General features: G+C 41.7%; 21 protein-coding genes, 1 tRNA gene and 1 pseudogene. 9 read left to right on the top strand and 14 right to left on the bottom strand.

What is annotated here, in order from left to right:
* Positions 1–96 precede the first annotated feature (96 nt).
* Positions 97–693 (top strand): hypothetical protein, encoded by a 597-nt coding sequence (locus tag V7K97_RS03775; RefSeq protein WP_334799362.1) that lies wholly within the window; start codon positions 97–99, stop codon positions 691–693.
* A gap of 90 nt (positions 694–783) precedes the next feature.
* Here V7K97_RS03775 and V7K97_RS03770 read toward each other — a convergent pair whose 3' ends face one another.
* Positions 784–1,419 (bottom strand): tetratricopeptide repeat protein, encoded by a 636-nt coding sequence (locus tag V7K97_RS03770; RefSeq protein ID WP_334799361.1) that lies wholly within the window; start codon positions 1,417–1,419, stop codon positions 784–786.
* A 184-nt stretch (positions 1,420–1,603) separates the two neighbouring features.
* On the opposite strand from V7K97_RS03770, the gene V7K97_RS03765 reads away from it, so the two are divergent.
* The 4 genes and pseudogenes from V7K97_RS03765 to V7K97_RS03750 all read left to right on the top strand — a co-directional run.
* Entirely contained in the window at positions 1,604–2,392 is a 789-nt protein-coding gene (locus tag V7K97_RS03765) for an SDR family oxidoreductase (RefSeq protein ID WP_334799360.1), read from the top strand.
* Between the two features lie 306 nt (positions 2,393–2,698).
* Positions 2,699–3,409, top strand: coding sequence for a rhomboid family intramembrane serine protease (locus V7K97_RS03760; protein ID WP_334799359.1), 711 nt, complete (start codon positions 2,699–2,701; stop codon positions 3,407–3,409).
* Positions 3,410–3,606: 197 nt separating this feature from the next.
* Positions 3,607–4,629, top strand: coding sequence for an NADP-dependent oxidoreductase (locus V7K97_RS03755; RefSeq protein WP_334799358.1), 1,023 nt, complete (start codon positions 3,607–3,609; stop codon positions 4,627–4,629).
* Between the two features lie 304 nt (positions 4,630–4,933).
* A pseudogene (locus V7K97_RS03750) lies at positions 4,934–5,170 on the top strand (collagen-like protein); the annotation flags it as partial.
* Between the two features lie 42 nt (positions 5,171–5,212).
* Here V7K97_RS03750 and V7K97_RS03745 read toward each other — a convergent pair.
* Entirely contained in the window at positions 5,213–5,773 is a 561-nt protein-coding gene (locus V7K97_RS03745; protein WP_334799357.1) for an ABC transporter permease, read from the bottom strand.
* 1,144 nt (positions 5,774–6,917) lie between these two features.
* Between V7K97_RS03745 and maiA the strand changes: the two genes are divergently transcribed.
* Positions 6,918–7,589, top strand: coding sequence for a maleylacetoacetate isomerase (maiA, locus tag V7K97_RS03740; RefSeq protein ID WP_334799356.1), 672 nt, complete (start codon positions 6,918–6,920; stop codon positions 7,587–7,589).
* Positions 7,590–7,626: 37 nt separating this feature from the next.
* Here maiA and V7K97_RS03735 read toward each other — a convergent pair whose 3' ends face one another.
* Genes V7K97_RS03735 through V7K97_RS03725 form a run of 3 tightly spaced genes read right to left on the bottom strand, consistent with a single transcriptional unit; the run spans position 7,627 to position 9,679 of the window.
* Positions 7,627–8,952 carry a DUF58 domain-containing protein gene (locus V7K97_RS03735; protein WP_334799355.1) on the bottom strand — a complete coding sequence of 442 codons (1,326 nt, stop codon included), beginning with the start codon at positions 8,950–8,952 and terminating at the stop codon, positions 7,627–7,629.
* A gap of 39 nt (positions 8,953–8,991) precedes the next feature.
* Positions 8,992–9,399: a hypothetical protein gene (locus V7K97_RS03730; RefSeq protein WP_334799354.1), complete on the bottom strand. Its 408-nt coding sequence runs from the start codon at positions 9,397–9,399 to the stop codon at positions 8,992–8,994.
* On the bottom strand, positions 9,392–9,679 hold the full coding sequence (locus tag V7K97_RS03725; protein ID WP_334799353.1) for an ATP-binding protein: 288 nt from the start codon (positions 9,677–9,679) through the stop codon (positions 9,392–9,394). Before V7K97_RS03725 ends, V7K97_RS03730 begins: the two co-directional genes overlap by 8 nt.
* 611 nt (positions 9,680–10,290) lie before the next feature.
* Between V7K97_RS03725 and V7K97_RS03720 the strand changes: the two genes are divergently transcribed.
* Positions 10,291–11,673, top strand: a complete 1,383-nt coding sequence (locus V7K97_RS03720; protein ID WP_334799352.1) for a glycerophosphodiester phosphodiesterase — start codon at positions 10,291–10,293, stop codon at positions 11,671–11,673.
* 437 nt (positions 11,674–12,110) lie between these two features.
* Here V7K97_RS03720 and radC read toward each other — a convergent pair whose 3' ends face one another.
* The 9 genes from radC to V7K97_RS03675 form a co-directional block, all read right to left on the bottom strand.
* Positions 12,111–12,842, bottom strand: a complete 732-nt coding sequence (gene radC / locus V7K97_RS03715) for a RadC family protein (RefSeq protein WP_334799351.1) — start codon at positions 12,840–12,842, stop codon at positions 12,111–12,113.
* 468 nt (positions 12,843–13,310) lie between these two features.
* On the bottom strand, positions 13,311–13,802 hold the full coding sequence (locus V7K97_RS03710; protein ID WP_334799350.1) for a hypothetical protein: 492 nt from the start codon (positions 13,800–13,802) through the stop codon (positions 13,311–13,313).
* Complete coding sequence (locus V7K97_RS03705) at positions 13,803–14,381, bottom strand: Uma2 family endonuclease (protein ID WP_334799349.1); 579 nt, start codon at positions 14,379–14,381, stop codon at positions 13,803–13,805. It lies immediately after the preceding gene.
* 224 nt (positions 14,382–14,605) lie between these two features.
* Entirely contained in the window at positions 14,606–14,848 is a 243-nt protein-coding gene (locus V7K97_RS03700) for a MerR family transcriptional regulator (RefSeq protein WP_334799348.1), read from the bottom strand.
* A gap of 523 nt (positions 14,849–15,371) precedes the next feature.
* Positions 15,372–15,443 (bottom strand) — tRNA-Lys (locus V7K97_RS03695).
* A 63-nt stretch (positions 15,444–15,506) separates the two neighbouring features.
* Entirely contained in the window at positions 15,507–17,756 is a 2,250-nt protein-coding gene (locus V7K97_RS03690) for a sensor histidine kinase (RefSeq protein WP_334799347.1), read from the bottom strand.
* Positions 17,757–18,164: 408 nt separating this feature from the next.
* The gene (locus tag V7K97_RS03685) at positions 18,165–18,764 is read right to left on the bottom strand and encodes a thioredoxin family protein (protein ID WP_334799346.1); all 600 of its coding nucleotides are present in this window, start codon (positions 18,762–18,764) and stop codon (positions 18,165–18,167) included.
* 108 nt (positions 18,765–18,872) lie between these two features.
* Positions 18,873–19,541 carry an O-methyltransferase gene (locus V7K97_RS03680; RefSeq protein WP_334799345.1) on the bottom strand — a complete coding sequence of 223 codons (669 nt, stop codon included), beginning with the start codon at positions 19,539–19,541 and terminating at the stop codon, positions 18,873–18,875.
* Positions 19,542–20,185: 644 nt separating this feature from the next.
* Entirely contained in the window at positions 20,186–22,096 is a 1,911-nt protein-coding gene (locus V7K97_RS03675) for an ATP-binding protein (protein ID WP_334799344.1), read from the bottom strand.
* Positions 22,097–22,873: 777 nt separating this feature from the next.
* Between V7K97_RS03675 and V7K97_RS03670 the strand changes: the two genes are divergently transcribed.
* Entirely contained in the window at positions 22,874–23,080 is a 207-nt protein-coding gene (locus V7K97_RS03670) for a hypothetical protein (protein WP_334799343.1), read from the top strand.
* A gap of 359 nt (positions 23,081–23,439) precedes the next feature.
* A complete protein-coding gene (locus V7K97_RS03665; RefSeq protein WP_334799342.1) occupies positions 23,440–24,294 on the top strand; it encodes a cyanophycinase in 855 nt (284 codons plus the stop codon).
* Positions 24,295–24,376 lie beyond the last annotated feature (82 nt).

The following is a 24,376-nucleotide window of genomic DNA, read 5'->3' as shown; positions in this document are numbered from 1 at the left end:
TCCACAGATGATTCGCATACAATGGTAAAAATTCTGAAGAAGTTGTAAATAGTTACACTTCCTGAAAGGCTAATTTGGGATTAAACCAGTTGTCTTATGCAAAGTATTCCATATCAATACCGACTGCTAATTTTGTTTTTGCTGATGGGTTTGGTTGTAGCGTTAGACTACTGGCGTAATCCAACAAAACCGACAAAACTTCGGGAATATTCGTTTTTGATAGTGTCCGGTTTAATCGGTGCTGGGTTTGGTATTGTTAACGATCAGATTACCTGTACTCTCTCACCCGCTTACTTTTATTACTTCAAAAATGTTCCTTATGGTTCTAGTTTTCGCTGGGAAGTCAGTGAGGTTGGATTTCAGGCAGGGTTTTTTGCTGGTTTTTTAAGTTACGGCGTATTTCTATTGGTTAATCAGAGACGAAAGTTACCTTTGTCTTATCGTCAATTACTAAAAATGGCACGGTATCCGATTATTTGGGCAATTGTAGTTGCTCAGATCGCAGGATTCATATTTTATTATTTTCAATTTCCCTTCTTTACCGATCAGATTACACCAGTCGTTCAGCCAGCAGAAGTTTCCAGATTTATGTTGGTTTGGGGAATCCATATTGGACTTTACGCCGGTGCAGTGTTAGGAATTTTGCATGGTATAGCAAACATTCGTCGAAGAGTGTCATATCTTTCACTCTAACGACTATAGTAATCCTATTTGATTTGCTCTCCACCGAGAGGCTCAGATCCCCGACTTTTTGAAGATGTCGGGGATCTTTTTGTTCATAACTCATTTAGGATTGCTATATATCCACCCTCGTAGCTTCTTATGTACCTGCGCTAGATACCACATATAATCATCAATTTTGTAATTATCAGCAGCTTTAACTATATAATCATGAGCTAAATCAACATTATTCTCAACTTCGTAATATAATCCCAAGTAAAGATGACTATAAAAATTTCCCTTTATCCCTTCTGATTCACCAACAGTTAAAACATCATCTGCTGTACAATTTCCTGCATACAAATCATATACGCGCTGCATAATACGTCGAGGGTCATTTTTCACAGTTAGTAAAGAATTACATGCCTTTTCGACACCTAACGAACGAGCTATGCAAAGATATCGCCATACTGTTTCTTCTACATCTTGAGCATTCACAGTCAAATCTATTTCAAATTGTTCAGCGCCCTCAGCAAATCTTTCTGCATAATAATACGATAATCCCCGTTGCCAGAGGTAGGGTTTGATACGGGCATCCAATTGCTCTGCCATGTCAAAATCTTGAATAGATTCATCAATTTTGGCTAGTTGAAAATTAACCATGCCTCGATGAATGTAAACATTGGGATTTTTCGGCTGATTGCGAATGGTTTCGTTCCAGCGCTGGAGTTGATTTTCCAGAGAATTTGAAAAAAACATGAGTTTGTTTAGCTAATCTGCGTTAAATAGAATGTTTTCAGGCTTGGAGAGAACTCGCCAATCCCTAAAATAAGTCAAATTTTGTCATACTAAATGCATACCGCGATATAATATTTTCGGTTCGCACCTGTGGAATGTAGGTATTATAGGACTAAATTCTGAATAAAAGTAAAACTATTTAATTATGAAAAAATTTACTGATAAAGTTGTTCTGATTACAGGAGGAAATTCTGGTATTGGGAAAGCTACAGCATTAGCTTTTGCTAAGGAAGGGGCAAAAGTAGCGATTGCCGGTAGGAGAATTCAAGAAGGTGAGGAGACAGTTAATTTAATTGAAAAAGCAGGTAGCCAAAGTATTTTTATAACTACAGATATTACCCAAGAAACAGAAGTTAAAAACTTAATTAGCCAAACAGTTAAAACTTTTGGTCGTTTAGATTATGCTTTTAATAATGCTGGAACTCCTGGAATTCTAAAAGTAGATATAGATGATTCTGAAGAAAATTGGAATAAAGTAATTAATACTAATTTAAAAGGAGTTTGGCTATGTATGAAATATCAAATCCCTGAAATGCTTAAAAATGGTGGTGGTGCTATTGTCAATAATGCTTCTATTAGAGGGTTAATCGCCGATAATTTAACTAACAATCAAGAAAACAAAGCACAACATAATATTCATTTTTATTGTACTAGCAAACACGCCGTCTTAGGACTTACTAAATCTTTAGCTGTACAATATGCCAAAGATGGTATTAGAATTAATTCTGTTTGCCCAGGAACTATTATAACTCCTATGGTAATGGAAGCCTTAAGTGAGGAAATAATAAAGAATTATGGCAATCAATATCCCATACAACGATTAGGTACACCAGAAGAAATTGCTCAAGCAGTATTATGGTTATGTTCAGATTCAGCTAGTTTTGTTATTGGACATTCATTAGTTTTAGATGGTGGTCTAACTATTCAACATTAGTTTTGATGGTGATACAGAATTATCCTCTTACAAGATGGCTGCGCCTTCATGTAAAGATCAATAAAAATTGAATTAAGCGAGCGAGCGCTTCATCATTCGATTTTTGGTTAGGAATGTTTTGAAGTATATCTCTAACGAAAAGTTGAATATGGGAGAGTGAAATCAAGGTGTTAAGGACTGTATTTTTTATAATCGGTTGCAATTTTACTAACAAATCTTGACGGAATCCATCCACGAGGTAGAAGAAACCACTTACATAATTCAGTATCGTAGAGTTTGTGTCTTAAAATCAGGAAAAAAACGCTTGTGGTTCCCATTAGAGATAATAATCCAACAAAAATCACGCCTTATGTAACTTATGGGCTGATTGCTGCCAATGTCCTCGCTTTTCTTTATGAAGCAAGTCTTCCACCCCAAGCATTAAATGGGTTTTTACACCTTGCGGCTGTAGTTCCACGAGAACTCACCTTAAGCTTTGCTGGTACCTCTCTACATCAACCACTGCCAGAGTGGGCAACTTTGATTACTTCCCAATTTCTACACGGTGGTTTCTTGCATTTAGCCGGCAACATGTTATTTCTCTGGATTTTTGGTAACAACGTTGAAGATAAGTTAGGTCATGCCAAATATCTGCTGTTTTATTTATCTTGCGGCGTTTTGGCATCCTTGACTCAGTGGTTCTTCGCTCAAAATTCTAGCATTCCTTCTTTGGGTGCAAGTGGTGCGATCGCAGGTATTCTGGGTGCATACATTCTCCGCTTTCCCAACGTCGAAGTTCTCGGCGTAATACCTTTAGGGTTTTTCTTCCCAACTTTCCGTGTCCCCGCATATTTCTTTTTGGGATTTTGGTTTCTCGAACAAGCCTTTTACGGACTTGCTAGTTTACAAACACCTACCAACATCGGTATGGAAAGCGGTGGTATTGCCTACTGGGCACATGCAGGTGGGTTTATCTTTGGGGCAATTCTCGGACCACTGTTGGGTTTATTTAGCGATAAATCCCACGAAGAATCTTGATATAAGTAATTCTTCTTAGTATCGTAGTGACCATTAATTATACTGTTTCTGGAATAATTATTTTTTGGAAGTCCCTAAGTTGACTTACTGATAATATTTTTTCGCAAGTGTCAAACTAAAGGTAGAAATCTTTCTTGAAGGGGCGTACACATCTGTATGCCCACGAATTTTCAGATTAATGTACAGGAAAATAACTTATGTCTGATTTAATTAACAAACAAATCATCCTCAAAAGTCGTCCAGTCGGCGAACCAAAAGATAGTGATTTTGCTGTAGTAGAAACACCAACTCCCGAACCTGGTGAAGGTGAAATTCTTAGTCGCACCATTTATCTATCTCTCGACCCTTACGTGCGTGGTCGCATTAGTGGAGGCAAATCTTATGCTGCATCATTAGAGTTGGGTTCAGTTATTGTCGGTGGTACAGTCAGCCAAGTAATTAAATCAAATCATCCTCAATTTCAAGTAGGAGATTTCGTTCTTAGCAGTAACGGTTGGCAAACTTATGCTGTATCTAAGGGTGAAACGCTGCGTAAACTTGATCCCACTCAAGCACCTTTATCCTATAATCTAGGTGTACTAGGTATGCCTGGTCTGACTGCTTATGCTGCTCTGCTTGATATCGGTCAACCGAAAGAAGGTGAAACTGTTGTGGTTTCAGCCGCTTCTGGTGCTGTGGGTGCAGTAGTAGGTCAAATTGCCAAAATTAAAGGTGCGCGAGTCGTAGGAATTGTTGGGAGTGACGATAAGCGCGATTATATAGTTAAGGAATTAGGTTTTGATGTTGGCATTAACCGCAGAACCCAAGAACTTGATTCAGCGCTCAAAGAAGCTGCTCCTAATGGCATTGATGTTTATTATGACAATACAGCAGGTGTGATTTTAGAAGCCGTGTTGCAGCAGATCAACCTGGGAGCCAGAATTCCACTAGTAGGTTTGATTTCGGAGTATAACGCCACATCTACTCCACCAGGGCCTAATTTAAGACCACTGCTAGTCAAACGGGCCTTGATTAAAGGTTTTTTAGTTGGTGATTATCAACATCGGTTTCATGATTTTTCCCATGATGTTTCTGGATGGTTAAAGTCTGGTCAACTGAAATATAAAGAAGATGTAGTTGATGGTTTAGAGAATGCTCCTGGTGCATTCATCGGTTTACTTCGAGGTGATAATTTTGGCAAGCTGATTGTTAAAGTTAATGACAATCCAACAGCAACTTAATCGGTTAGTAAGTTGGGCAGGGAGCATCTCAATGAGTGCAAATATACCTGGCGATTAGAAATCGCGGCTACACAAACTCTCGTCCGCCTGCGCGGATTCAAGAAATTGTCAACCCAGGTCGGTGGGTAAGGGACTTCCAAATAAAAAAATGTCCCAAAACTGACCCAAAAACCCTCTCTATTTCTCCTTTCTCTGTGTTCTCCGTGTCTCTGTGGTTCGTTTATTTGGATAATTTATTTCTTGGAAGTCCCTAAAGTCTCGTATAGCCGCGTTCGCCCTTGGCGTGCCGGAGGCATCATTATATTCGCTTAATACTCAGTTTCGCCTAAAATTCCGCACACAGGATAGCTTGCAAGGTTTTTCTGGCTATAAAACTGAATATGAAGGTGATATTCCCAACGAACTTGTGATTCGTGACTACAACCGTTTTACTCTAGCTTTGGGCAAGCTAAAAATTCCTGACGAAGCTTTACACCCTGGTGTCAACGTTGATATTGAAATAGTAGCAACTCGTTCTTTGGGAATACGTTCTGCAAAGTAAACTATTAGCTGGCAGGGTGCAATCCGCAAGCCTAGATAAAGTTTAAGAAGATTTTTTCCCATCTGAAACCATTTGCGAGAGAATATAGGCTGCAAAATCTAGTAACTGATCCAGTAAAAAGCCAATAATACCGATGTAGATGAGCACCTGGATTATGTAATCAGCATTGCCAGCTTTATAAGCATCCCAGAGGGTAAAGCCAAGTCCTTTTGGACCGATTAACATTTCTGTGGCAATAACTATAAACCAGGCTACCCAAATGCTAACTTTCAAGGCATGAAATATATGAAATATAGCTACTCTAAAGTTATTATTCTGTCTATGAAAATGTCGCATACCTATTGCCATATTAATAATCATCGTCCAGAGAGTTCCCAGAAAAACTACTACAATAGCAGCCGATTCGCTCTCTGGAAATGCTATTAGGGCAATAGGTAACAAAGCTATAGGAGGGATACTATGTGGTATCTGAAATATCAGCCTAAATAGCTGATAAATCATGCTATTCATACCTATTAAGTATCCGATGAAGCTACCCAAGATAACGGCTGGAATGTAACCCACAAATAACCGTTGCAGGCTGGCTAAAATGTCTAAAAACATATTATTTTCTCTGCCTCAGTTCTCATGAAAAATACTTAGGAAATACTGCGGCAATGACACGAAATGGGGAATAAAAAAGTGTATTTGATTACACTTCATCTTTGATTAATACAAGAGTTTTATATTTTCATCCTCCTTGATGAATAATCAACAAAGTTAGGTATTATTCCGATGTGATGTGATAGTAGTTGTACAAAGAAGAGGTAAAACTTGGCTTTCCTAAACTCTATCAGAAAAGCAAATCCTGATTAGTAAATTAAATACAATTTCCCGAATTTACTTGCTTGATGATTGTATATAGGAATCCTACTTGAATCTTGCTCAGTATACTGACCGAGAAAGCTTTGTATCTCAAGCTTCTAAGCAGCTTATACCAATTTAATGTGAAGTTGCACATATCTTGATCCCCCTAAATCCCCCGATAAATTGGGGGACTTTGATAGATGTTTTTCCGGTTCCCCCCTTATTAAGGGGAGCGGGCGCGGTCTTCTCCCTTGGCGCTAGCCTCTCCCAATGTGAGAAGGGGAGACGACTTCGTAAAAGTTGTCGGGGAGCTTAGAGGTTGTTTGAAAAGTCCTCTTCTTGGTAGCAAAACGTTCTAGATCCCCCTTAAAAAGCAGGGCTGTTTCATTCCCTAAAAGGCTCTGATTTACAAGCGCTTCAAGCAGAAAATTCAGGTGAATAAAAAACCTGATTGGGCAAGAAAATCGCGTTTGCACTGAAATTTACTCGTTGAAGTGGTATCTTTTCAATGACCAAATCAAGCAAATTTCTGACTTATACTATTGACAAAATCTCTAAGAGATCGAATGAAACAGCCCTGCCTTTTTGGGTTAAGCAAAGCGCAACCTAACAAAGGAATTTTTCTTAACCCAACCGGATTGCAATATAATACGGTAAGCAAATAAGCTTATCGGAGTTTTACCGTAGGTTTACTGAAGTCTAATATTTATTTCCCCCTGAAAGCAGAGTACTGTAGGGTGCGTTAGGATGAAATCCGTAACGCACCATTCGTAAGGATTTAGTGCGTTACGCTGTCGCTAACACACCCTACGTATCTTTTTGAAAATCAAATAGTAGTCCTATAGACGCGAAATCACCACCATAAAACCTAACCTTATTCTAGTAGTATCAGGGCATCTACGTGTTAGAACTTTACAGCTATTATCGTTCAACAGCTTCATACAGAGTACGGATTGCACTAGAGCTTAAAAAAATTTCTTACCTGTATACAAGTGTCTCCAAATTACGAAAAGGTGAACCTGAATTTACAGCAGAATACCGTAAAATTAACCCTCAAAAATTAGTTCCAACTCTCATTGATGGTAAGGCTATTATCACTCAATCATTAGCTATTATTGAGTATCTTGAAGAACGTTATCCGCAACCCCCTCTTTTACCAATAGATACTTTGGCACCAGCTTATACTCGGCAAATTGCGCTTTTGATTGGCTGTGATATTCATCCTTTGAGCATTATGAGAGTTCGGAAGTATCTTACCTCACCAATAGGTTTAAATCACGCAGATAAAATGAATTGGTATCACCACTGGCTAGAGCAAGGCTTAAACGCACTGGAAAATATTCTGGTTAACAGTAAATTTTGCGGCAGTTTTTGTCATGGTGACGAACCAACGATCGCAGATGTATTCCTCATACCTCAAGTTTATAATGCCGAGCGATTTAAATACTCTTTAGACCCATATCCAACTATTCGCAAAATCCACAAATCATGTATATGTCATCCAGCCTTTATTGCTGCACAGCCATATTTGCAACCAGACGCTTCTGAATACAGTATTGAAGATGAATATTAAGGGTATCTGTTGCAAACATTTTTGGAGTTGGCAATCACTAAAGTTGATTTCGCGCTTTGAGTTGCAGGTATCGCTCAACCAATTGATCGGCAATTTGATTTGCTGGTGCATCTAGTACCAATACACCTTTTTGTTTCAGTTGGGCATAAGCTACTTGTCGTTGCATTAATAAATCTAGTGCCACTGCACGGGCATAAGCATCTGTAACATCATCTGTAAAGGTGTGTGCCAGACGATCAACTTGCGGATCTCGCAGAGTCACGCAAAAGGGGAGATAGCGGGGTGCTAACTTAGAGAGTGCAGCCAGGAGTTCTGTAGAGGCAGTAACATCAACTAAGTCGGTAATCACTACTACAAGCGCCCTCCGAGTTTGTCGGTGCAAAACATTTGTTACCGCCCCCAAATAATCAGATTCCAATAACACTGGTTGAATTGGAGTTAAGCGATCAATTAGCTGATTCAAATGATGTTGACCGCGTTCTGGGGGAATCCACGTATGCATCTGGCGGTCAAATACACCAACACCCACGCGATCGCCTCGATGTAATCCTGCTAAAGCTAAGGATAAAGTTGCATTCAAACCCCAGTCAAATCGCTGCAAACTCTGTACTTTTGCTGTCATCAACCGTCCACGATCAAGTAAAATTAGTAATGTTTGTTCCTGTTCTGGTTCCAGAACCCTCACTAATGGGGTTGCATTACCATAAGCCCCAACCCGACGGGCGGTAGCTTTCCAATCAATAAACCGCAAATCGTCACCAGTGCGATAGTTTCGCAGTTCGGCAAACTCTGTACCAATACCAGTTTTCCGAGATTGGTGCATTGATCCTGATGATTGCAGTGTCAGACGAATTGTGAGCGATCGCAATCCCACTAAATCAGGATAAACTTTCACTGGCAGACTTTGGGAAATTTGCCAATCATCCCAAGCTAATCCCCAAAGTCCCAACTGTCGGACTTGAATATTCCCCCAAGGAAACTCTCCCCTCTGTGTTGGGTGGACGGTATACGTCAATTCCTCAGTGCTGTTAGTAGGAACAGTACCAACCAATGCAGGTGCAGAGACACCAAATCCTGTTGGGTAATAGTCCCGGATTTCAATTTTGGCGTTGGTATTTGCCGATGTCACCTTCAGCAGCACGGGATTGTCTCGCCCAATAGATAATCGTGATGGTAATTCGCGGGTAATTTGCACGCGAGAACGCCGCACCCGCAAAGCATCTACAACCATTAATATTAAAACTACGACATCAAATAGTATAGTGATGGCGATCGCGGCTCTGATTGCGAGAAATAAAGATAGGATCAGAGCGATCGCTATGCCCAAAACCAACAATAAATAAACTCGTCTGGAAGGAACCATTTTTTAGAGCGAGAAGTTAGGAGTTAGATATATTGTTATTCATGTCTCATCCTGTTGGCTAAAAATAAGATATTCGTGCCAGATCGTTCGTCCTCCAGAGAGAATCGCTGCTCGTTCCAAGGTATTTTGCAATTCGCGCACGTTGCCAGGAAAAGTATAACTCTTCAACTTCTCCATTGCCGACTGAGCCAGTGCCAAGCGTTTTAATCCCCGTCGCATGGCAATGGTATTGAGAAAGTGTTGTGTAAGTTCTTCTAAGTCTTCAGGGCGATCGCGCAAAGGTGGTAAATCAATCCGCATCACGTTCAAGCGATAAAATAGGTCTTCTCGAAACTGATTTTGCTGTACCACTGCTGCTTCTAGCACCTCATAACCCTCGCTTCGCAAAATTTGAGCGATCGCTTGCCGCAAGGTTTTTTCGTCGTCAACTATCAGAATCTTAGCCATTGCAGTTTATATCCTGATCACAAATAGGTAGATAAATACTGAAGCGAGTACATCCGGGTTGAGATTGCAGATGGATATAACCTGCATTACGTGTCACAATTTCGTGAGTGATTGCCAGCCCTAACCCTGTTCCTTCCGGCTTGGTGGAATAGAACGGCACGAAAATTTGTTCTTTTTCAGTAGCAGATAATCCCTGTCCTCGATCCTCCACCCAGGCAACTAAATTGCGATCGCCTAGTGTCTTTGTCGGAGAATCCTCAAGTCTGACTCCGACTCTCACCTCTCCACCTTCAAGTTAAAGTTCAGGGTTTTGGTAGCCGCAACAGCTATGGACAAGTCATAGAAGCAACCCAATTAACTGTGAATGGGCAGAATGTAGCGATCGCACCGCCCACCTCAGACATGGCTCCACCGCTTTCTAACAAGCCTTAGGCTGTTGCGCCTTTAATTTGCACTAATATTTTTTCAATATGATTGTGGGGTGAGCAACATGAGCGCCCTGATAATGCAAGTTGTATACGTAACAGCTTAGTTCACAGTTATGATTTAACGGTGACTCCTGCTTCTAACTCCAAAGCTTTGATTAATGCTGATGCATTTTCTTCCCCCCATCCTTGATTAACTGCTGTTTTAATGGTTTCTCTGACAATTGCCGCAGCAGGCGGGGGAGAATTTAAATCTTTGGCTCCCCGATAAATTGGGGGACTTTGATTCCGGTTCCCCCCTTTTTGAGGCTTGCTCGGGGGGATCTAGAAGTACTTAAAATCACAGCCAAATACTTTTCAAACAACCTCTAAGCCTTGATAGGCAATTGCAGAAATTAAACTTTTATAAACCTTGTTTTAACCTTAAACTCTCAAACTAAAAGCCTAGACTCACTAGGCTTTAAATATGTTTCGACTCAAAGGTTATATACTATTTCTGTGCTTTTTTTTGGCATTATCTGTTTCAGTCATTCTAGGCAGTATCAATTTGGTTGACGCTAATGACTTGGGCAACCGCAACCCAAACTTTCCCAAGCTAAATACTCTATACGGACAACCTCCGATAGTAATTGGTCATCGCGGCGGTGGAACTGGTTATCGTCCAGAACATACAGTGGGAGATTTTGGACATGATCTGATTGGTTCTCACAACTTAGGAATTGAATTTGGCGCAGACTACATTGAACCTGATTTGGTAGTAACCAAAGATGGAGTCCTGATTGTTCGCCACGAGCCTCTATTGGCAACTGTGAAAACAGATAAAAATGGCAAGATTGTTTACGATGCTAATGGAAAAGTTACTATCCAAGAAGCCACAACAAACGTTGCCGATGTTTCAGAATTTGCTTCCCGTCTAACAACCAAAGTCCTTGACGGAAGTTCTGTTACAGGTTGGTTTGCAGAAGACTTTACTTTAGCTGAGATTAAGAAACTCCGGGCAATCGAGCGCCTCCCCAATATTCGCCCTCAGAATACTCAGTATAATGGTCTGTTCCAAATCCCTACTTTTGATGAAGTTATCAATCTTGCCAAAGGCAGCGAAGCAAAAACTGGGCGGAAAATTGGTATCTATCCCGAAACTAAGCACCCGACATATTTTGCTGAAGCTGGTAAATATTTAGATGGCACTCCGATTCATGTCAATACTTCAAAACTTCTGATTGAGCGGTTGGTTGCCAACGGCTACACGAATCGCGATCGCATTTTTATTCAATCCTTTGAAGTGTCTAATCTGAAAGAATTAAAAAATAAAATCATGCCTGCTGCTGGAGTCAATATTCCTCTGATTCAGTTAATTAATAGCAGTGGCGCTCCTTATGACTTTGTTTACCACAACCTCCCTCAAACTTACGCTGATCTGATCACTCCTAAAGGGTTGACTCAAGTTAAAACTTACGCAACAGGAATTGGCCCTGACAAACGGTTAATTGTGCCTGCCTCTGCACGATTGGATAACCAAGGTCAACCGATTGATCTTAATGGAGATGGCCAGATTAGCGATGCCGATAAGTTCCTCAAACAACCAACTTCTTTAGTAAGTGATGCTCATCATGCTGGCTTGCTAGTCCATCCTTACACCTTCCGCAGCGATTCATATTTTCTTTCCCCTGACTACCAAGGGAAAGCGCTTTGTGAATATGAACAGTTCATTAAGTTAGGAATAGATGGCTATTTTACTGACTTTGCTAATTATGGATACGTTGCCAAGGAAAAAACGATACATGGCTTACATGAGTCTGATCGAGTTAAAATTTGGGAATTTATTAAAAACAACTACCCCGTTAAGTGATTAAGCAGAATTAATTAGACCTCTTGCAAAAGTCCTCTAACACCCCACCCCCAACCCCTAAGAGCTTGCGGGGAGGGGAGACTTTGACATCAGTTAAAGGCGGGGTGGGGTTCTTCAGGTTTAATAAGTAATCAAGCGGACATGATATCAGTCCCTAATCTAAATCAAACGTGCAAAAACAAGATCCCTACTTCTTACAGCAGTTTTCATGTATTTAGACCACAATTATGAGACCTAACCCCCAGCCCCTTCCCTACAAAGGAAGGGGAGAAAATCAAAGCCTCTCTCCGCACTTCGTGCCGCTACGCGAACGTAGGAGAGAGGAATGGAAGTGAGGTCTATTTGTGGTTCATTTACCTGAAAATCGCTGTAAATTGAAGGAGGCAGTTCTTGCCGGAGGCAGAAGGTCTTATTGAATCCGCACATTATATTAATGATTAATCCCCCTGTGGATGCTCATCCCACAAGGTTGTCAATTCCCGTAAACTTTGATGATTGCCATTGCCTAAAATCAGATGATCTAGTAGTGGAATGCCTAAAAACTGTGCCCCTGCTAATAACTGACGCGTCAATTCTATATCTTCTTGACTGGGTTCCAGATTCCCAGAAGGGTGGTTATGGGCAACTATTACCCGTGTTGCTCCCTGGCGAATAACTTCCCGAAAAATATCACGGGGAGAGGCTAGGGTTTCAGTTGCGGTGCCAATGGTAATTACTTGCGTACCTAGTAAGCGGTTTTTAACATCTAACAGCAACACTGCAAAACGTTCTTGTGTCTGCCACATCAAATCTTGACTGAGGGTAGCAGCACCAGCAAGTGGGCTATCAATTAATGTGCCATCGTTGGGACGAGATTGAAAGGCGCGTTTCCCCAATTCGATTGCCGCCAGAATGCTTGTCGCCTTCGCTGGCCCAACACCAGAAATTTGCATCAACTCGACGGGGCTAACTTCTCGCAGAACTGCTAAAGGATCGCGTTGGTGTTTGCCTAATTCGCTCAAAATATATTGTCCCAAACCCACAGCAGACAGTTTTCCTGGTCCTTGACCGGTGCCTAGAAGAATTGCAATTAATTCTGCTGTGGCTAAAATTTTGGCACCATGCGTCATTAGTCGTTCACGCGGACGCTCATTTGTAGGTAAGTCGGCAATTCTGAGGCAATAGGTCATACAAAACTAAGAGAATAGTCACCACACATTGAACTATCCTTAGTTATCCCTTGTTTACTCTCAAAATCATCTTTATTTGAGAAAATCTTTAATTTTGGTCAGTCTCTATGGGTAATCTCATTTGGAAATTTCAACGGGAACAGTGAAGAAGGCAGGAGGTAGGAGGCAGAAGGCACTTATTTTTGGGACGCTTTCGACGGGCAAATGATTTAACCCCAACATTTAGTAAATATAAGTATAATTTAATAAAATTAACCTGTAGTGGCGTGGCAAGCTTAAAATAGTGCATTAAACGTAGGTTGGGTGGAGCGGAGCGCAACCCAACACATATCAAGATGTTGGCTTTGGCAAAGCCTCCACCCAACCTACAATTTTTTTGCAACATTTTAGCCTTGCCACTGATTATTCAACTTCTTCAACATCCGCCTCAGCTTCCTCTCCCTGCTCAAAAGCTGACTTTTGCTGTTCTCATTCTGCAATTTTCGCCTCAGCCTCAGCAATATCTTGTAAATAATCCGGCATCAACCGCCCGACCAATTTATGATTGAGAGGATCAAATTTTGCCTGCTTTTTCTTCTCATCATCATCTTGCTCTAAAGCATCTTTAATTGTATCTACCCAACTATCAACCAAACCACCAAAATCTGACTCTGATAAAGTTCTCAGTTCATACCTCTGTTCATTCCACCAACTAGCAACCACACCCGCAACTTTAAAGCGGTCAAGTAATCCCACAGGTTGCAAACTATCCACAAAAGAACTAAAAAACTCAGCGCGGAGTTCCATCACCTTTTTAGTTTTAGGCAAGTCACCCAAACTAGCCGAGTGTACTTGCCACCAAGCAGCAAACACACTATCAAGTTTGCCTTCTTGCTGCTGAACACCAGCATCCGATTCTATAAAAGGTTTAATTTGAGAACGTTCTGTGATTGGAGAAATAAAATCAAGATAATCATTCATTTATGTAAAAATCTGCTGTAAATTTAAAACCAAACCAGGGAGAACATCTTCACCCGATAAACTTGTGGGAGATTGTAAAACTTCTGGTGCAAGATTTGGGCGATAAATGATTACTTGTTGATCTTTAGGATTAATTAACCAACCCAGTTGTAACCCATTTGCTAAATATTCTTGCATCTTAGCTTTAGTATCTTCCACATCATCAGTTTCAGAAACTAATTCCACTGCAAAATCAGGACACAAAGGGATAAATTTCTTTCTTTGTTCTGGGGTAAGAGCATCCCATCTTTCTATCCTTACCCAAGAAGCATCAGGTGAACGAGTTGCCCCATTTGGCAGTTTAAACCCAGTAGAAGAATCAAAAGCTTTTCCCAAATTATTTTGATTGCTCCAAAACCATATCTGACCTAATAAATCAAAATTACGGTTTCCCGTTTCTCCCCCAGTGGGTGACATGATTACTAATTCTCCTTCAGCAGTTAATTCCAAACGCAACTCTTTATTCACACCAACAATCTGTTCAAATTCCTCATCCGTAAATTTGAGATTAGGAGGTAATTGTAAAGTTAAAGCAGTCATAATTAATTGCGCTCCACAAAAATTCTAGTTGCATCAAACCCATATGCTGCTAATAGGGGAGATTTAGCCTCTACCTCTACTTTAGGAATTCCCCCCAACAAATGCGCCCGTACATCGTGCGGTTCTGGCGGTGGCGCGTTGTCAGCATAGCGGGGGATATTGCAGTTGTAATCGTTGTATCGTCATTATGTATATCTGCATCTCGAATGCCGTGCAGCAGCATATTAATTTTGCAAATTTGTTTTGAGCGTAGTATTAGCAACATCAAAATTTAGCCCCATAGACAAAAAATATAACATTGCTGCCAGTTCAATCAAATTCGGCTTTGAGTAATAAATACTACGCCTTATTCCAGTTTCACCGATAACAGCCATAACTACACCCTTTTCTCGCCAGTATTGGAGCTGGCGCAGAGTGCAGCCTGTGATTTCAGCAGCTTGTTTACTCGTAAAAAAAGTTTCCTGCATGAAATCATTTTATGCACCCCTTCTAGCTAGAGGTAGTTCATAAAAGTCATTCACAATCGGATTAGGAAGTGAAGACCGATTTCAACAACCCTTCGGATAGAGACGGGTTAAAAGATTAAAAGATTTATATCTTATTTTTCAGATTAGCTACAAAAGTTTTGTTAAAAAGGGTGGGTTGAAAGGACTCTTAATCTATTGGTCGTAAATGTTTTGGACAAAAAATATTTTCTAACAAGGTGAGATTAAACGCACAGTACGTTATGGATTCTTCCTGCAATCGCGAACTGTGGGTATCTTGCAAAAGCATTCTAGGCGGTTTCTTTTAAAGTATCGCAATCACCTAAAAGTGAGATATAGGTGGAATAATATTATAGGAAAGTTACATCCTAGTTTTCTAAAGTGCCATTAATTTCTCAAAGAGTATATTAATCTCTTAACAATGACATTAATTAGTGAAAAGTGACAATAATCTGTTAACAGTGACAAATAATTAGTTAATGTACATCTAGGTTACTGAAAGAAGTGGGTGACGAGGGATTTGAACCCGCAACCAATAGATTAAGAGTCTACTGCTCTACCGTTGAGCTAGTCACCCACACGAAAAACAATCATACCACAACTTCTGACAATTTGGCTAGTGCCGCGCCCAAAAAACAAATTAAAAGGGGAATTTGACGGTGAAGGTGGTTTGACCTGCTGCACTCTTTACATAAATTGAGCCGCCTAAATGTCTGACCATTTTCTGCACTAATGCCAATTCCAGTCCAGTGCCGCTATGTTTCCAAGGATCGTGTTTGTCAAGGTGATAGAAAGGCTCAAAAATCTGTGAAAGTTCATTGCTGGTAAGCTCTATTCCCGAATTGGTAATATTAAGCTCTACTGCATCCCCGATCAGGTGAGCAGAGACTCTGATAGATTCGCCTGCTGGGGTATACTTGCAGGCATGGTTCAGCAGTTCGGTGACAATCCGCTCCAAATCGGTGATATCTGTCTCCAAAGGCGGCAGCCCATGATCAACAATCAGGTTTAATTGCTGTCGCTGGCAGTTGGTGAGGTCTCGAAAAGACTCGATAATGGGGTGAAGCCAGCTTTGAAGGTCAATGGCAATCAATGTTGGGGGATCGGGTTCGGCTTCGAGATATGTAAGTGTGAGTAGGTCGTTAATTAATTTGCTTTCTCGCCCACACTCGTTATGCAAAATCTGCAAGAGTTGCGGAACTATTTCTATCTCTGATATTTCTGCTGGTGTGAGGACACTTTCGAGAGTTTGGACTGCAAGGCTAATGCTTGTTATTGGTGTCCGCAGTTCTTGGGACAGGGTTCTGAGAAATTGGTTTTTGAGCCGATCGCCTTTTTCTAGTTCTTTTAGCTGTGTCTGGGTTTGTTTGTAAAGCTGGGCTTGACGAATGGCGATCGCACATTCATTTGCTATCTGCTGCACTAGCTCAACTTCAAATTCCTCAAATGCCTCTTGTGTCGGTTTTGTCAACCAAATATTTCCCAAAATCCCTTGAGTATCAAAAATTGGACAAGCCATCTGGGACATAACGAGCAACTTTGGTTGCCATCCCGGTACAATTTCCAAAAATTGCAAAGGTTGTTTTTGTAATAGGGGCTGATAAACTTCCAGACGGTTGGAAATCTGTCTAGTCAATCCTTGACAGTGTGGTAGGTTAATGGTGTACTCGTAGGTAATAGTAACCAGAGTTTGGCAGGCGCTATAGAGTTCGATTTGGCAACGTTCGAGGTTTAGTAACTCTGCTAATTTCTGGGTGAGTGTCTGCAACACCTGAGTTTCATCTAGACTGTCGCGGATTTGTTCTGTCATGCCTCGCACCAAGGCTTCAAATTTTCGCACCTGCTGCAACTGATTTCTGTACTTCTGTTTCTGCAACTCCATCTTGTCTTGGAGATTCTGAAGTTGCTGACGAAGTTCTGCCTGTTGGATCGCAATGCCGATTTGAGTTGCTAACTGCTTGAGCAAGTCAGTTTCAGTTTGTTGCCATTGACGTGGTTGGTGGCAATGCTGGGCAATCAATAGCCCCCACATATCTTGCTCTGGGAAAATCGGTACGACTAGATTGGCTCTGATCTGCAAAGATGCCAGGAAATCTATATGGCAAGGATGCAAACCGGCTGCATAAATATCTTCGACAACTTGAATACAACCTCGTCCGTAGTGTTCTCGATGTTTGTCATTGAAGCAGGGATCGGTGATATTTTTTCCCAATAGGGGATCGCTAGGAGCCACACTTGATTCGGCAATGATTATTCCACTACCATCAGCCTGGAAGCGATAAATTAGGACGCGATCGCAATTCAACAACTGCCGGAGTGCAATTGCTGTCTGATGCAGATTTGTCTCTAATTCTACAGATTCGTGAATCCGTCTGGCGATCGCTTCTAGCAGTTGCTCCCGTTCCGCCTGGAGTCCAACTGCTTGTTCTGCTTGCTTCACAGGGGTGATATTGCTACTAGTACCAATCAGTCGATAAACCCTAGAGTTAGCATCCTTTAGTGGGGTGAGAGTCGTACTCCACCAAGTGGGAATTCCCTGGAATTGCAAACATTGTTCATAAGAAATAGTTTTGCCGAAGCGTACACAGTCAGCATAATGTTGACGCACTTTAGCCGCATCGATGGGCGAGAGAATATCCTCTGGTTTTTTGCCCCGGAGATCATCTGAGCGAATGCCTATCCATCGCTCATGAGTAGGATTAAGTGCTACATATCGAAAATCCTTGTCCTCCAGAACATCAACTACAAATATTGATGCTTGCACAGAATCGTACATACTTAGTAGAAACTGCTCACTACTGCTTTTCTCATCTAATTCTGTGCCGAAAAGAATTTGGGGTGGCGATAATTTTGTCAACTCCATAGTTGATTCTGCTGGATTTATATTCATGCGAGAGTCCCTGTCTGGTATTACTGACTCTTCTAGGCGCTCTCCTGTCGTTAAGCTTGTAGTAGATGCACTTTAGCGCCTATAGCAAAGTCTTGTCAGCCGTTGCTCATGGAAACTTGGATCTTTCTCTACTTCTGGTCAGAAATCTAGGAAAGCTAATAGAAGTCAGCTTCACAAATCCTGCTTTTTGAAGGCGAAAATACATTTGCAGGTTAGGGCAAACTTACTGAAAAATCAGTTTTTAACGGTTTTCCAGCATTTTTGCATATATCTAAGTGCAATCATCAGTATACATCAATGAGATTTATTATTCTTAATAAAACAAGTGGGCTGACGCTTTAACTTGATGCCAATGGCGAAACTCCTACCCCACAATCAGTAGTTAAGTATTTTTTTATTTGGAAGTCACTAATTTACCACTTGGCTGCCATGACTGCGGGGGTCATCTTGACTTGCTGTTGGTGCTGTTGGTGCTACTGGGGCTGAAAATTTGGAAACTTTGCCGCTAGCTTGAGCATAGGGGAGAGACGAACCAGTAACCAAAGCTTCTAAGTTGCTAGCCATAATCGTCCGGGGTTGATCGCCGATGGCTTGGGCGATGGTTTCACCTTGCTGACTCAAAAATACAAAATGGGGAATTCCATCTACCCGATATTTCAGCATTTCCGGCAGCCACTTAGTATTATCCACATTCAGCATGACAAAATTCATCTTGTCAGCATACTCTGTTTCTAGTTGAGTCATATCTGGGGCCATTTTCTGGCAGACAGTACACCAATCGGCATAAAACTCTACTAGAGATGGTTTGCCGTTGCTGACGGCTACTTCTAACGGTGTGGATGTCTCGCTTAACTTGGCTAGAGTTGCCGAGGTTGTTTCAGTTCGCAATCCGAAAACAAGGGAAACGCTAAGTGCGATCGCTACCATTACAATTAAGAAGTTTCTCACACGCTTCCCGAATGTGGATTCAGGTTTTTCGGGAGAATTAACAGATGAATCAGTACTCATAACAGAATTATTAAAACTTATTAAGTAATCTCTTCTTTAGTTTAGCTTTAGTTCAACTCAACTCAATGCTCCTACACCCTACAGCCCGCCCCAAAGGACTTGCCTTAGTCAGTCGGTAACAAGGGCGAGTACGAAGCCGTCATACCCTTTGCTCCCCACGGTTTGGATTGCCGTAGCGCTCACGCGCCCCTGTGCAGCGAGTAGCTCGTTGAAGCGACGCACCCCCTGAACGCTAGGATCGTCGCTGGCAGGGTTAACTACTGCACCGTCGCGTACAACATTATCAGCAATAATCAGGCTGCCACGACGGGAGAGCTTGAGCGCCCACGCCAAGTAATCGGGATTGCTTGGCTTGTCAGCATCAATAAATATCAAGTCAAATGGTCCGCTACCGTCGCTGGCGAGCTGCTCTAGGGTAGAAAGCGCTCGTCCGAGGCGCAGCTCAACTATGTCAGCCAGACCTGCACGGGCAATGTTAGCGACGGCGACTTCGGCGTGCTTTGGATCAGCCTCCAGCGCGATCAGGCGACCATCAGAGGGCAAAGCCCGCGCCAGCCAGATTGTACTATAGCCGCCCAGAGTGCCAATCTCTAGGATGGTGCGTGCCCCTTGGATCTGCGCCAACAGAAAGAGCAGCTTACCCTGATTCGGGGAAACATTCTGCGGTGGCAGACCGGCAGCAGCGCTGGTATCGAGTGCCGCATCCAGCACGGGGTCAGACGGCACAAGCAGATCAGTGAAGTAACGGTCAACTACGCTCCATTGCTCCTGAGTCATAAATCCTTGGTTTACATCGGTTCCTACACAAAGGTAAGATTACCAGGAATTATGCAAAAATCGTCATTTTTCAAAGGTACTGGAATACAAAATTATTAGACATAGGAGTGAAAATGACGTAGGGACAATTCATGAATTGTCCCTACCAAGGATTTCGAGCAACGCAGAATTAATTTTCGGATATCTCTATTGCAGAGACACAACATATTGTGCCCCTACCCCTGTGGTCTATTGAACGCACCCCATCTAAATCAAAGATTATACATGGGGATTAGTGCGCTAAGAAGCTGAAATACTTCTTGAGCGTTACCAGGGCTACTGGCGTTCTCAGTGTGTCGTTAGAACTTTCGCTTCCGAACACCCTAGTAAAAAGTCATTATTAGTAATACTTTTTACTGATTATAAATAATTAGTGAAATTGGTCTATGTCTCCAGCTATAAAGCTTTTACAGTACCGCAAAAACTAATTCTTAGAATAATAGCATGAAAGAATAGCTGTTGCTGCGCGTTTTATACTGGTTTCGCTTACCCCACCTCAAATGTAGATATTTTTATAGTATTTTTAGGTGGGGACTGCACGAAACATTTCTATTCAATTTCAAACCGATGTAAATTCAAGCATCCAAATTTTTTCAGTACCCAATTTAGAAAATCGCTCCAGTTTCTTTCAAATAAACCCGCGTAAATGGTTCATCTTCACCCAAATTATAATCTTCGATCAACCCTTTGCGACGAATAGAAATACCGTTGCCTTTTCTAATCACCACAGTCGAACTATCAAAAACATCCCGCACCAGTATCATCTCAGTTTCAGTGGGATTATCCAAAACTACGATATTACTATTCTGGTAAAACATCCCCTGTTCTTCTAAGATTTCTTCAGAGTACTCGGCAATTAGTAAATCAAGTTTGGGATGACGCAGCAAAGTTTGGACATTACTGTTGTAATCTTTGCTCAATACTTTTTTCGACCGATTCACAAAAACTGCATCACGACAAACAGCGCCTATTGTCAAGTTAGGATTTTGCAAAAGGATATGGTCAATGGTCCCTTGCAGTTCTTCAACTGAGATTTTATTAAAGGTAATAATTGGTATCCTGGCATCTGTACCCGACTCAAAAAAGGTTTCTAAAATATGAGAAGGTACATCAACGCTTTCACCAACAGAAGGTTTAAGATGCATTAAAACTCCCGGTGCAGCATTGATTTCCAGGATGGCAAAGCTACTGGACTTCCAAGATTCTGCCAGACTTTTGGTAATGACATCAATCCCCAGACAAGTCAGTTGGAAATGTTGGGCAATATCTTGCGCCAAAATAATATTATCAGCATGAACTGTCGGGGTGGCATCGATGCTTATACCTCCGGCTGAAAGATTGGCAACTTTACGCAGATAAACAGTGCGCTCTTTCTCAATCACGCTATCTAATGATAAGCGCTGTTCCTCTAGATACAGTTCCATCGCTTCGTCGATTTGAATTTTACCCATCGGCGAGGTTGGCGTATCTAAACGTGCAGGTTTGCGATTCTCTTGACGAATTAACTCTGCAAGGGTTAAATATCCATCTCCGACAACCGAGGCTGGACGGCGTTCTGTGGCGGCGACGAATCGACCATTGACACACAGCAAACGAAAATCTGATCCTGAGATGCTTTTCTCTACAATTATTCGGTTTTGCTGATCTTCGGGAATCGCTGCCAGTGCCCGATTATAAGCAGATAGCAGTTCTTTTGAGTCTTGCACATCAGCCGTGACACCAATTCCTTTGTGGCCTACCACTGGCTTAACTGCAACTGGATAGCCGATTTGTCTTGCTGCCACCAAAGCTTCCTTCTCGGAAAAGACAATATCACCTTCAGGCACTGGAAACCCCAAAGTTTTCAAAAATGCCTTGCAATCATCTTTGCGGGTGGTAAACTCCGAATCTAGGTGGCTATCACAGTTAAATGTTGTTGCTACTCCCCGGACGTGTTTTTTTCCAAAGCCGTATTGCATTAATCCTTCTTCCCACAAATAAAAGGCGGGAATACCTTTCTCGTAGGCTGTTCGCAATAGGGCGTAAACCGTAGGACCACCGTAGACAGATGCGCGAAATCTATCTTGCAGCCTCACTAGCTGCTCATCAAAGGTAAAGTCTTCATCTTGGGTAATGCTTTCAAACCAATCCCAAACAAAGTAAACTACCTCTCTAGTTGTACGTTCATGTAGTGATTGGAAGCTAATGCGCGTGCAATTGGGATATGGCTTAACACTCCAATGGTTAAGGTGTAAATCCATATCCAGCTTTCCAACTTGGGAGACAACTTGGGCAAAGAGATGGGGATATGATTCGTAGCTTTGATCGCGCAGGTTTGGATAGCGATCGCCAATGCTTGCGATATAATCTTCAATGGGCAAAGGCTTTCTAGAGTCAACTAGAGCAAAATCAAATACTAGCGCCCCTATATCTAAATAGGGATTTGGCCCAATGTAATGCTTGAAGTTGAAAATATCGAATACATCCGTTCTTCTAGCATTTACGCGGACTAATTCACTGCTTTTTTGTAGAACCATTGATTACGAACCTTTGGCTAAACACCCTAAAATTTAAATGCTGAGTTGTGGTTACTCAGACTTGTTGATTGTAGATTAATTCACATTGATTTTGGAGTGTGATGGCTTTGCCATTGAACTAATCAGAACCTACACTAACTCTATTACTAAGCATTTTCAACTATCTCAAGGCATAATTAAATCCTCATTCCTGAATGAGGAATCAATAACAGTCATTTTCACCTGATCTGGAAAAACTCTCTTCTATTTCTCTCTGCTAGAAGGCTACGGTGTACACACATCTTGGTACAAAACCAAAGCCGTTGAAGATCCCCCTAAATCCACGCCACTTGCTCTACTTGGGGAGACACGCCAGATCCTCCACTTGGTGAGGCAGCCCGGTCTTGTTGCCCCAACAAAGAGGGACTGCCGAACCCGGAGGGGGAAACCCCAGACGCTGCGCTAACGCTTTTAGCGTCTCCCCCTGGGAGAAGACCGGACTGGCTCCCCAAGACCGCAGTGGCTTCCCGATAAATTGGGGGACTTTAAGAAGTTTTTGCCTCCTTTTTTAAGGGGGTTAGAGGGATCAAAAGCCTATAGGCTAAAAGGAGAGAAACTTTGAATTTTCCCCTTACCCACACGGTCAGGGGGTTAGGTTTTTCGTGGGCTTTTGCATAGAACCTGAAAAGTCAGTCAATTCATCCTCATGAATCATCGAAGATATAACTTTTGAAAGGTGCAACACTCACCCCATAATTTGTATAAATGAATATGGGTATTAAAAAAAGACAGCAAAGTATGAATAGCACAAAAGCTGCTCTAAGAGATCAAATTCGAGAACTTGCTGAGGAAGCTTTTCACCAAAAGCTGATCTCTGGACATGGAGATGGGGCAGATATGAATGAGTATCAAATCGTCTACCAAGGCAAACCCAGGCATCTGCCACTAGAACAAGCACATTTTTTCTTGACTGACTTGCTTTACAACAGAAGTCGGATTGATTAGGACTTACCATTAGATATCTAAATCTAATTGCACCCAGCTAGGAATTTTAGATTTTAAATTTTGGATTTTGGATTTATCAAAGAAAGAGCATTCATGTATGGGATAAATCTCAAATCCAAAATTGAGTCAAAATCGCAGGATAAATCGCCAATTAGCAATATAGCCAACAATGCTTCTAGAAAGTACCTCTAGAGGCCGTTGATGTTGTGGATTTTATTTAGTATATCAAAAATCTTTTGGTCTAATTGCGAGCGCAAATTTTAATCCCATCTTCCATCAAGTAATCTACCAAAGGGATGATTTGATACTTTTAATTGTCATGGTTTAGTGAAATCTATTAATTCCAATCAGGAGGCATCATGGTGCAAACTAATATCAAACGGCAGTTAGTAATTATTGGTGGAGCCGAAGACAAAGAGGGTGATTCTGTAATTTTGCGGGATTTTGTCCGACGCGCTGGGGGTACAAAGGCGTACATTGTGATTATGACAGCCGCAACAGAACTACCAAGAGAAGTGGGGGAAAATTATATCAGAGTGTTTGAGCGGCTGGGAGCCGAAAATGTTCGCATTATTGATACAGAAACCCGTGAAGATGCCTCTTCGTCTACCGCGTTGGAAGCTATTAATAAAGCAACTGGGGTATTTTTTACTGGGGGAGACCAAGCTCGGATTACCAGCATTCTCAAGGATACCGAAATCGATACGGCGATTCACAAACGCTTCTCTGAAGGTATAGTTGTCGCGGGCACAAGCGCCGGAGCTGCTGTGATGCCAGATAAAATGATTGTCGAAGGTGACTCCCAGACGCATCCTCGCATTGAAACTGTTGAAATGGGACCAGGTTTGGGATTTTTACCAGGGGTGGTAATTGACCAACATTTTTCTCAGCGTGGACGCTTGGGACGCTTAATTTCAGCTTTAATCTTAGAACCTGCTGTCTTGGGATTTGGTATTGACGAAAATACCGCGATGGTGGTGACAGATAACCAAGTTGAAGTAATTGGTGAAGGTGCGGTTACGATTGTTGATGAATCAGAGGCTACATATAACAATATGGGCGAAATTTTGAAGGATGAGTCTTTGGCGATTTGTGGAGCAAAGCTTCATATTTTGCCACATGGCTTCAAATTTGACCTCGAAACCCGTCAGCCTATCTTAAATAATGTCTCTGTACCAAATGGCTCTGTGCCAGTTGCTTCAATTAACAGCTAATTTTTAGTAGCACCGGGCGACTGGAAGCGACTGGAAGTCACGGCTACACAGGCAAAACCCGCACTTCTCTACGAGACGCTGC

Origin of the sequence: Nostoc sp. (assembly GCF_036917815.1) — a bacterium.
In the GTDB taxonomy this organism is placed as follows: Bacteria; Cyanobacteriota; Cyanobacteriia; order Cyanobacteriales; family Nostocaceae; genus Nostoc.
The sequence above is the reverse complement of the archived record's forward strand: the minus strand, read 5'-3'. Positions and strand labels throughout refer to the sequence as shown.

What these genes read in the sequence shown, in the direction of transcription:
- V7K97_RS03775 (WP_334799362.1), top strand. Translation starts at nt 97, where the DNA reads ATGCAAAGTATTCCATATCAATACCGACTGCTAATTTTGTTTTTGCTG.
- V7K97_RS03770 (WP_334799361.1), bottom strand. Translation starts at nt 1,419, where the DNA reads ATGTTTTTTTCAAATTCTCTGGAAAATCAACTCCAGCGCTGGAACGAA.
- V7K97_RS03765 (WP_334799360.1), top strand. Translation starts at nt 1,604, where the DNA reads ATGAAAAAATTTACTGATAAAGTTGTTCTGATTACAGGAGGAAATTCT.
- V7K97_RS03755 (WP_334799358.1), top strand. Translation starts at nt 3,607, where the DNA reads ATGTCTGATTTAATTAACAAACAAATCATCCTCAAAAGTCGTCCAGTC.
- V7K97_RS03745 (WP_334799357.1), bottom strand. Translation starts at nt 5,773, where the DNA reads ATGTTTTTAGACATTTTAGCCAGCCTGCAACGGTTATTTGTGGGTTAC.
- V7K97_RS03735 (WP_334799355.1), bottom strand. Translation starts at nt 8,952, where the DNA reads ATGGTTCCTTCCAGACGAGTTTATTTATTGTTGGTTTTGGGCATAGCG.
- V7K97_RS03730 (WP_334799354.1), bottom strand. Translation starts at nt 9,399, where the DNA reads ATGGCTAAGATTCTGATAGTTGACGACGAAAAAACCTTGCGGCAAGCG.
- V7K97_RS03720 (WP_334799352.1), top strand. Translation starts at nt 10,291, where the DNA reads ATGTTTCGACTCAAAGGTTATATACTATTTCTGTGCTTTTTTTTGGCA.
- radC (WP_334799351.1), bottom strand. Translation starts at nt 12,842, where the DNA reads ATGACCTATTGCCTCAGAATTGCCGACTTACCTACAAATGAGCGTCCG.
- V7K97_RS03710 (WP_334799350.1), bottom strand. Translation starts at nt 13,802, where the DNA reads ATGAATGATTATCTTGATTTTATTTCTCCAATCACAGAACGTTCTCAA.
- V7K97_RS03705 (WP_334799349.1), bottom strand. Translation starts at nt 14,381, where the DNA reads ATGACTGCTTTAACTTTACAATTACCTCCTAATCTCAAATTTACGGAT.
- V7K97_RS03700 (WP_334799348.1), bottom strand. Translation starts at nt 14,848, where the DNA reads ATGCAGGAAACTTTTTTTACGAGTAAACAAGCTGCTGAAATCACAGGC.
- V7K97_RS03690 (WP_334799347.1), bottom strand. Translation starts at nt 17,756, where the DNA reads ATGAATATAAATCCAGCAGAATCAACTATGGAGTTGACAAAATTATCG.
- V7K97_RS03685 (WP_334799346.1), bottom strand. Translation starts at nt 18,764, where the DNA reads ATGAGTACTGATTCATCTGTTAATTCTCCCGAAAAACCTGAATCCACA.
- V7K97_RS03680 (WP_334799345.1), bottom strand. Translation starts at nt 19,541, where the DNA reads ATGACTCAGGAGCAATGGAGCGTAGTTGACCGTTACTTCACTGATCTG.
- V7K97_RS03675 (WP_334799344.1), bottom strand. Translation starts at nt 22,096, where the DNA reads ATGGTTCTACAAAAAAGCAGTGAATTAGTCCGCGTAAATGCTAGAAGA.
- V7K97_RS03670 (WP_334799343.1), top strand. Translation starts at nt 22,874, where the DNA reads ATGAATAGCACAAAAGCTGCTCTAAGAGATCAAATTCGAGAACTTGCT.
- V7K97_RS03665 (WP_334799342.1), top strand. Translation starts at nt 23,440, where the DNA reads ATGGTGCAAACTAATATCAAACGGCAGTTAGTAATTATTGGTGGAGCC.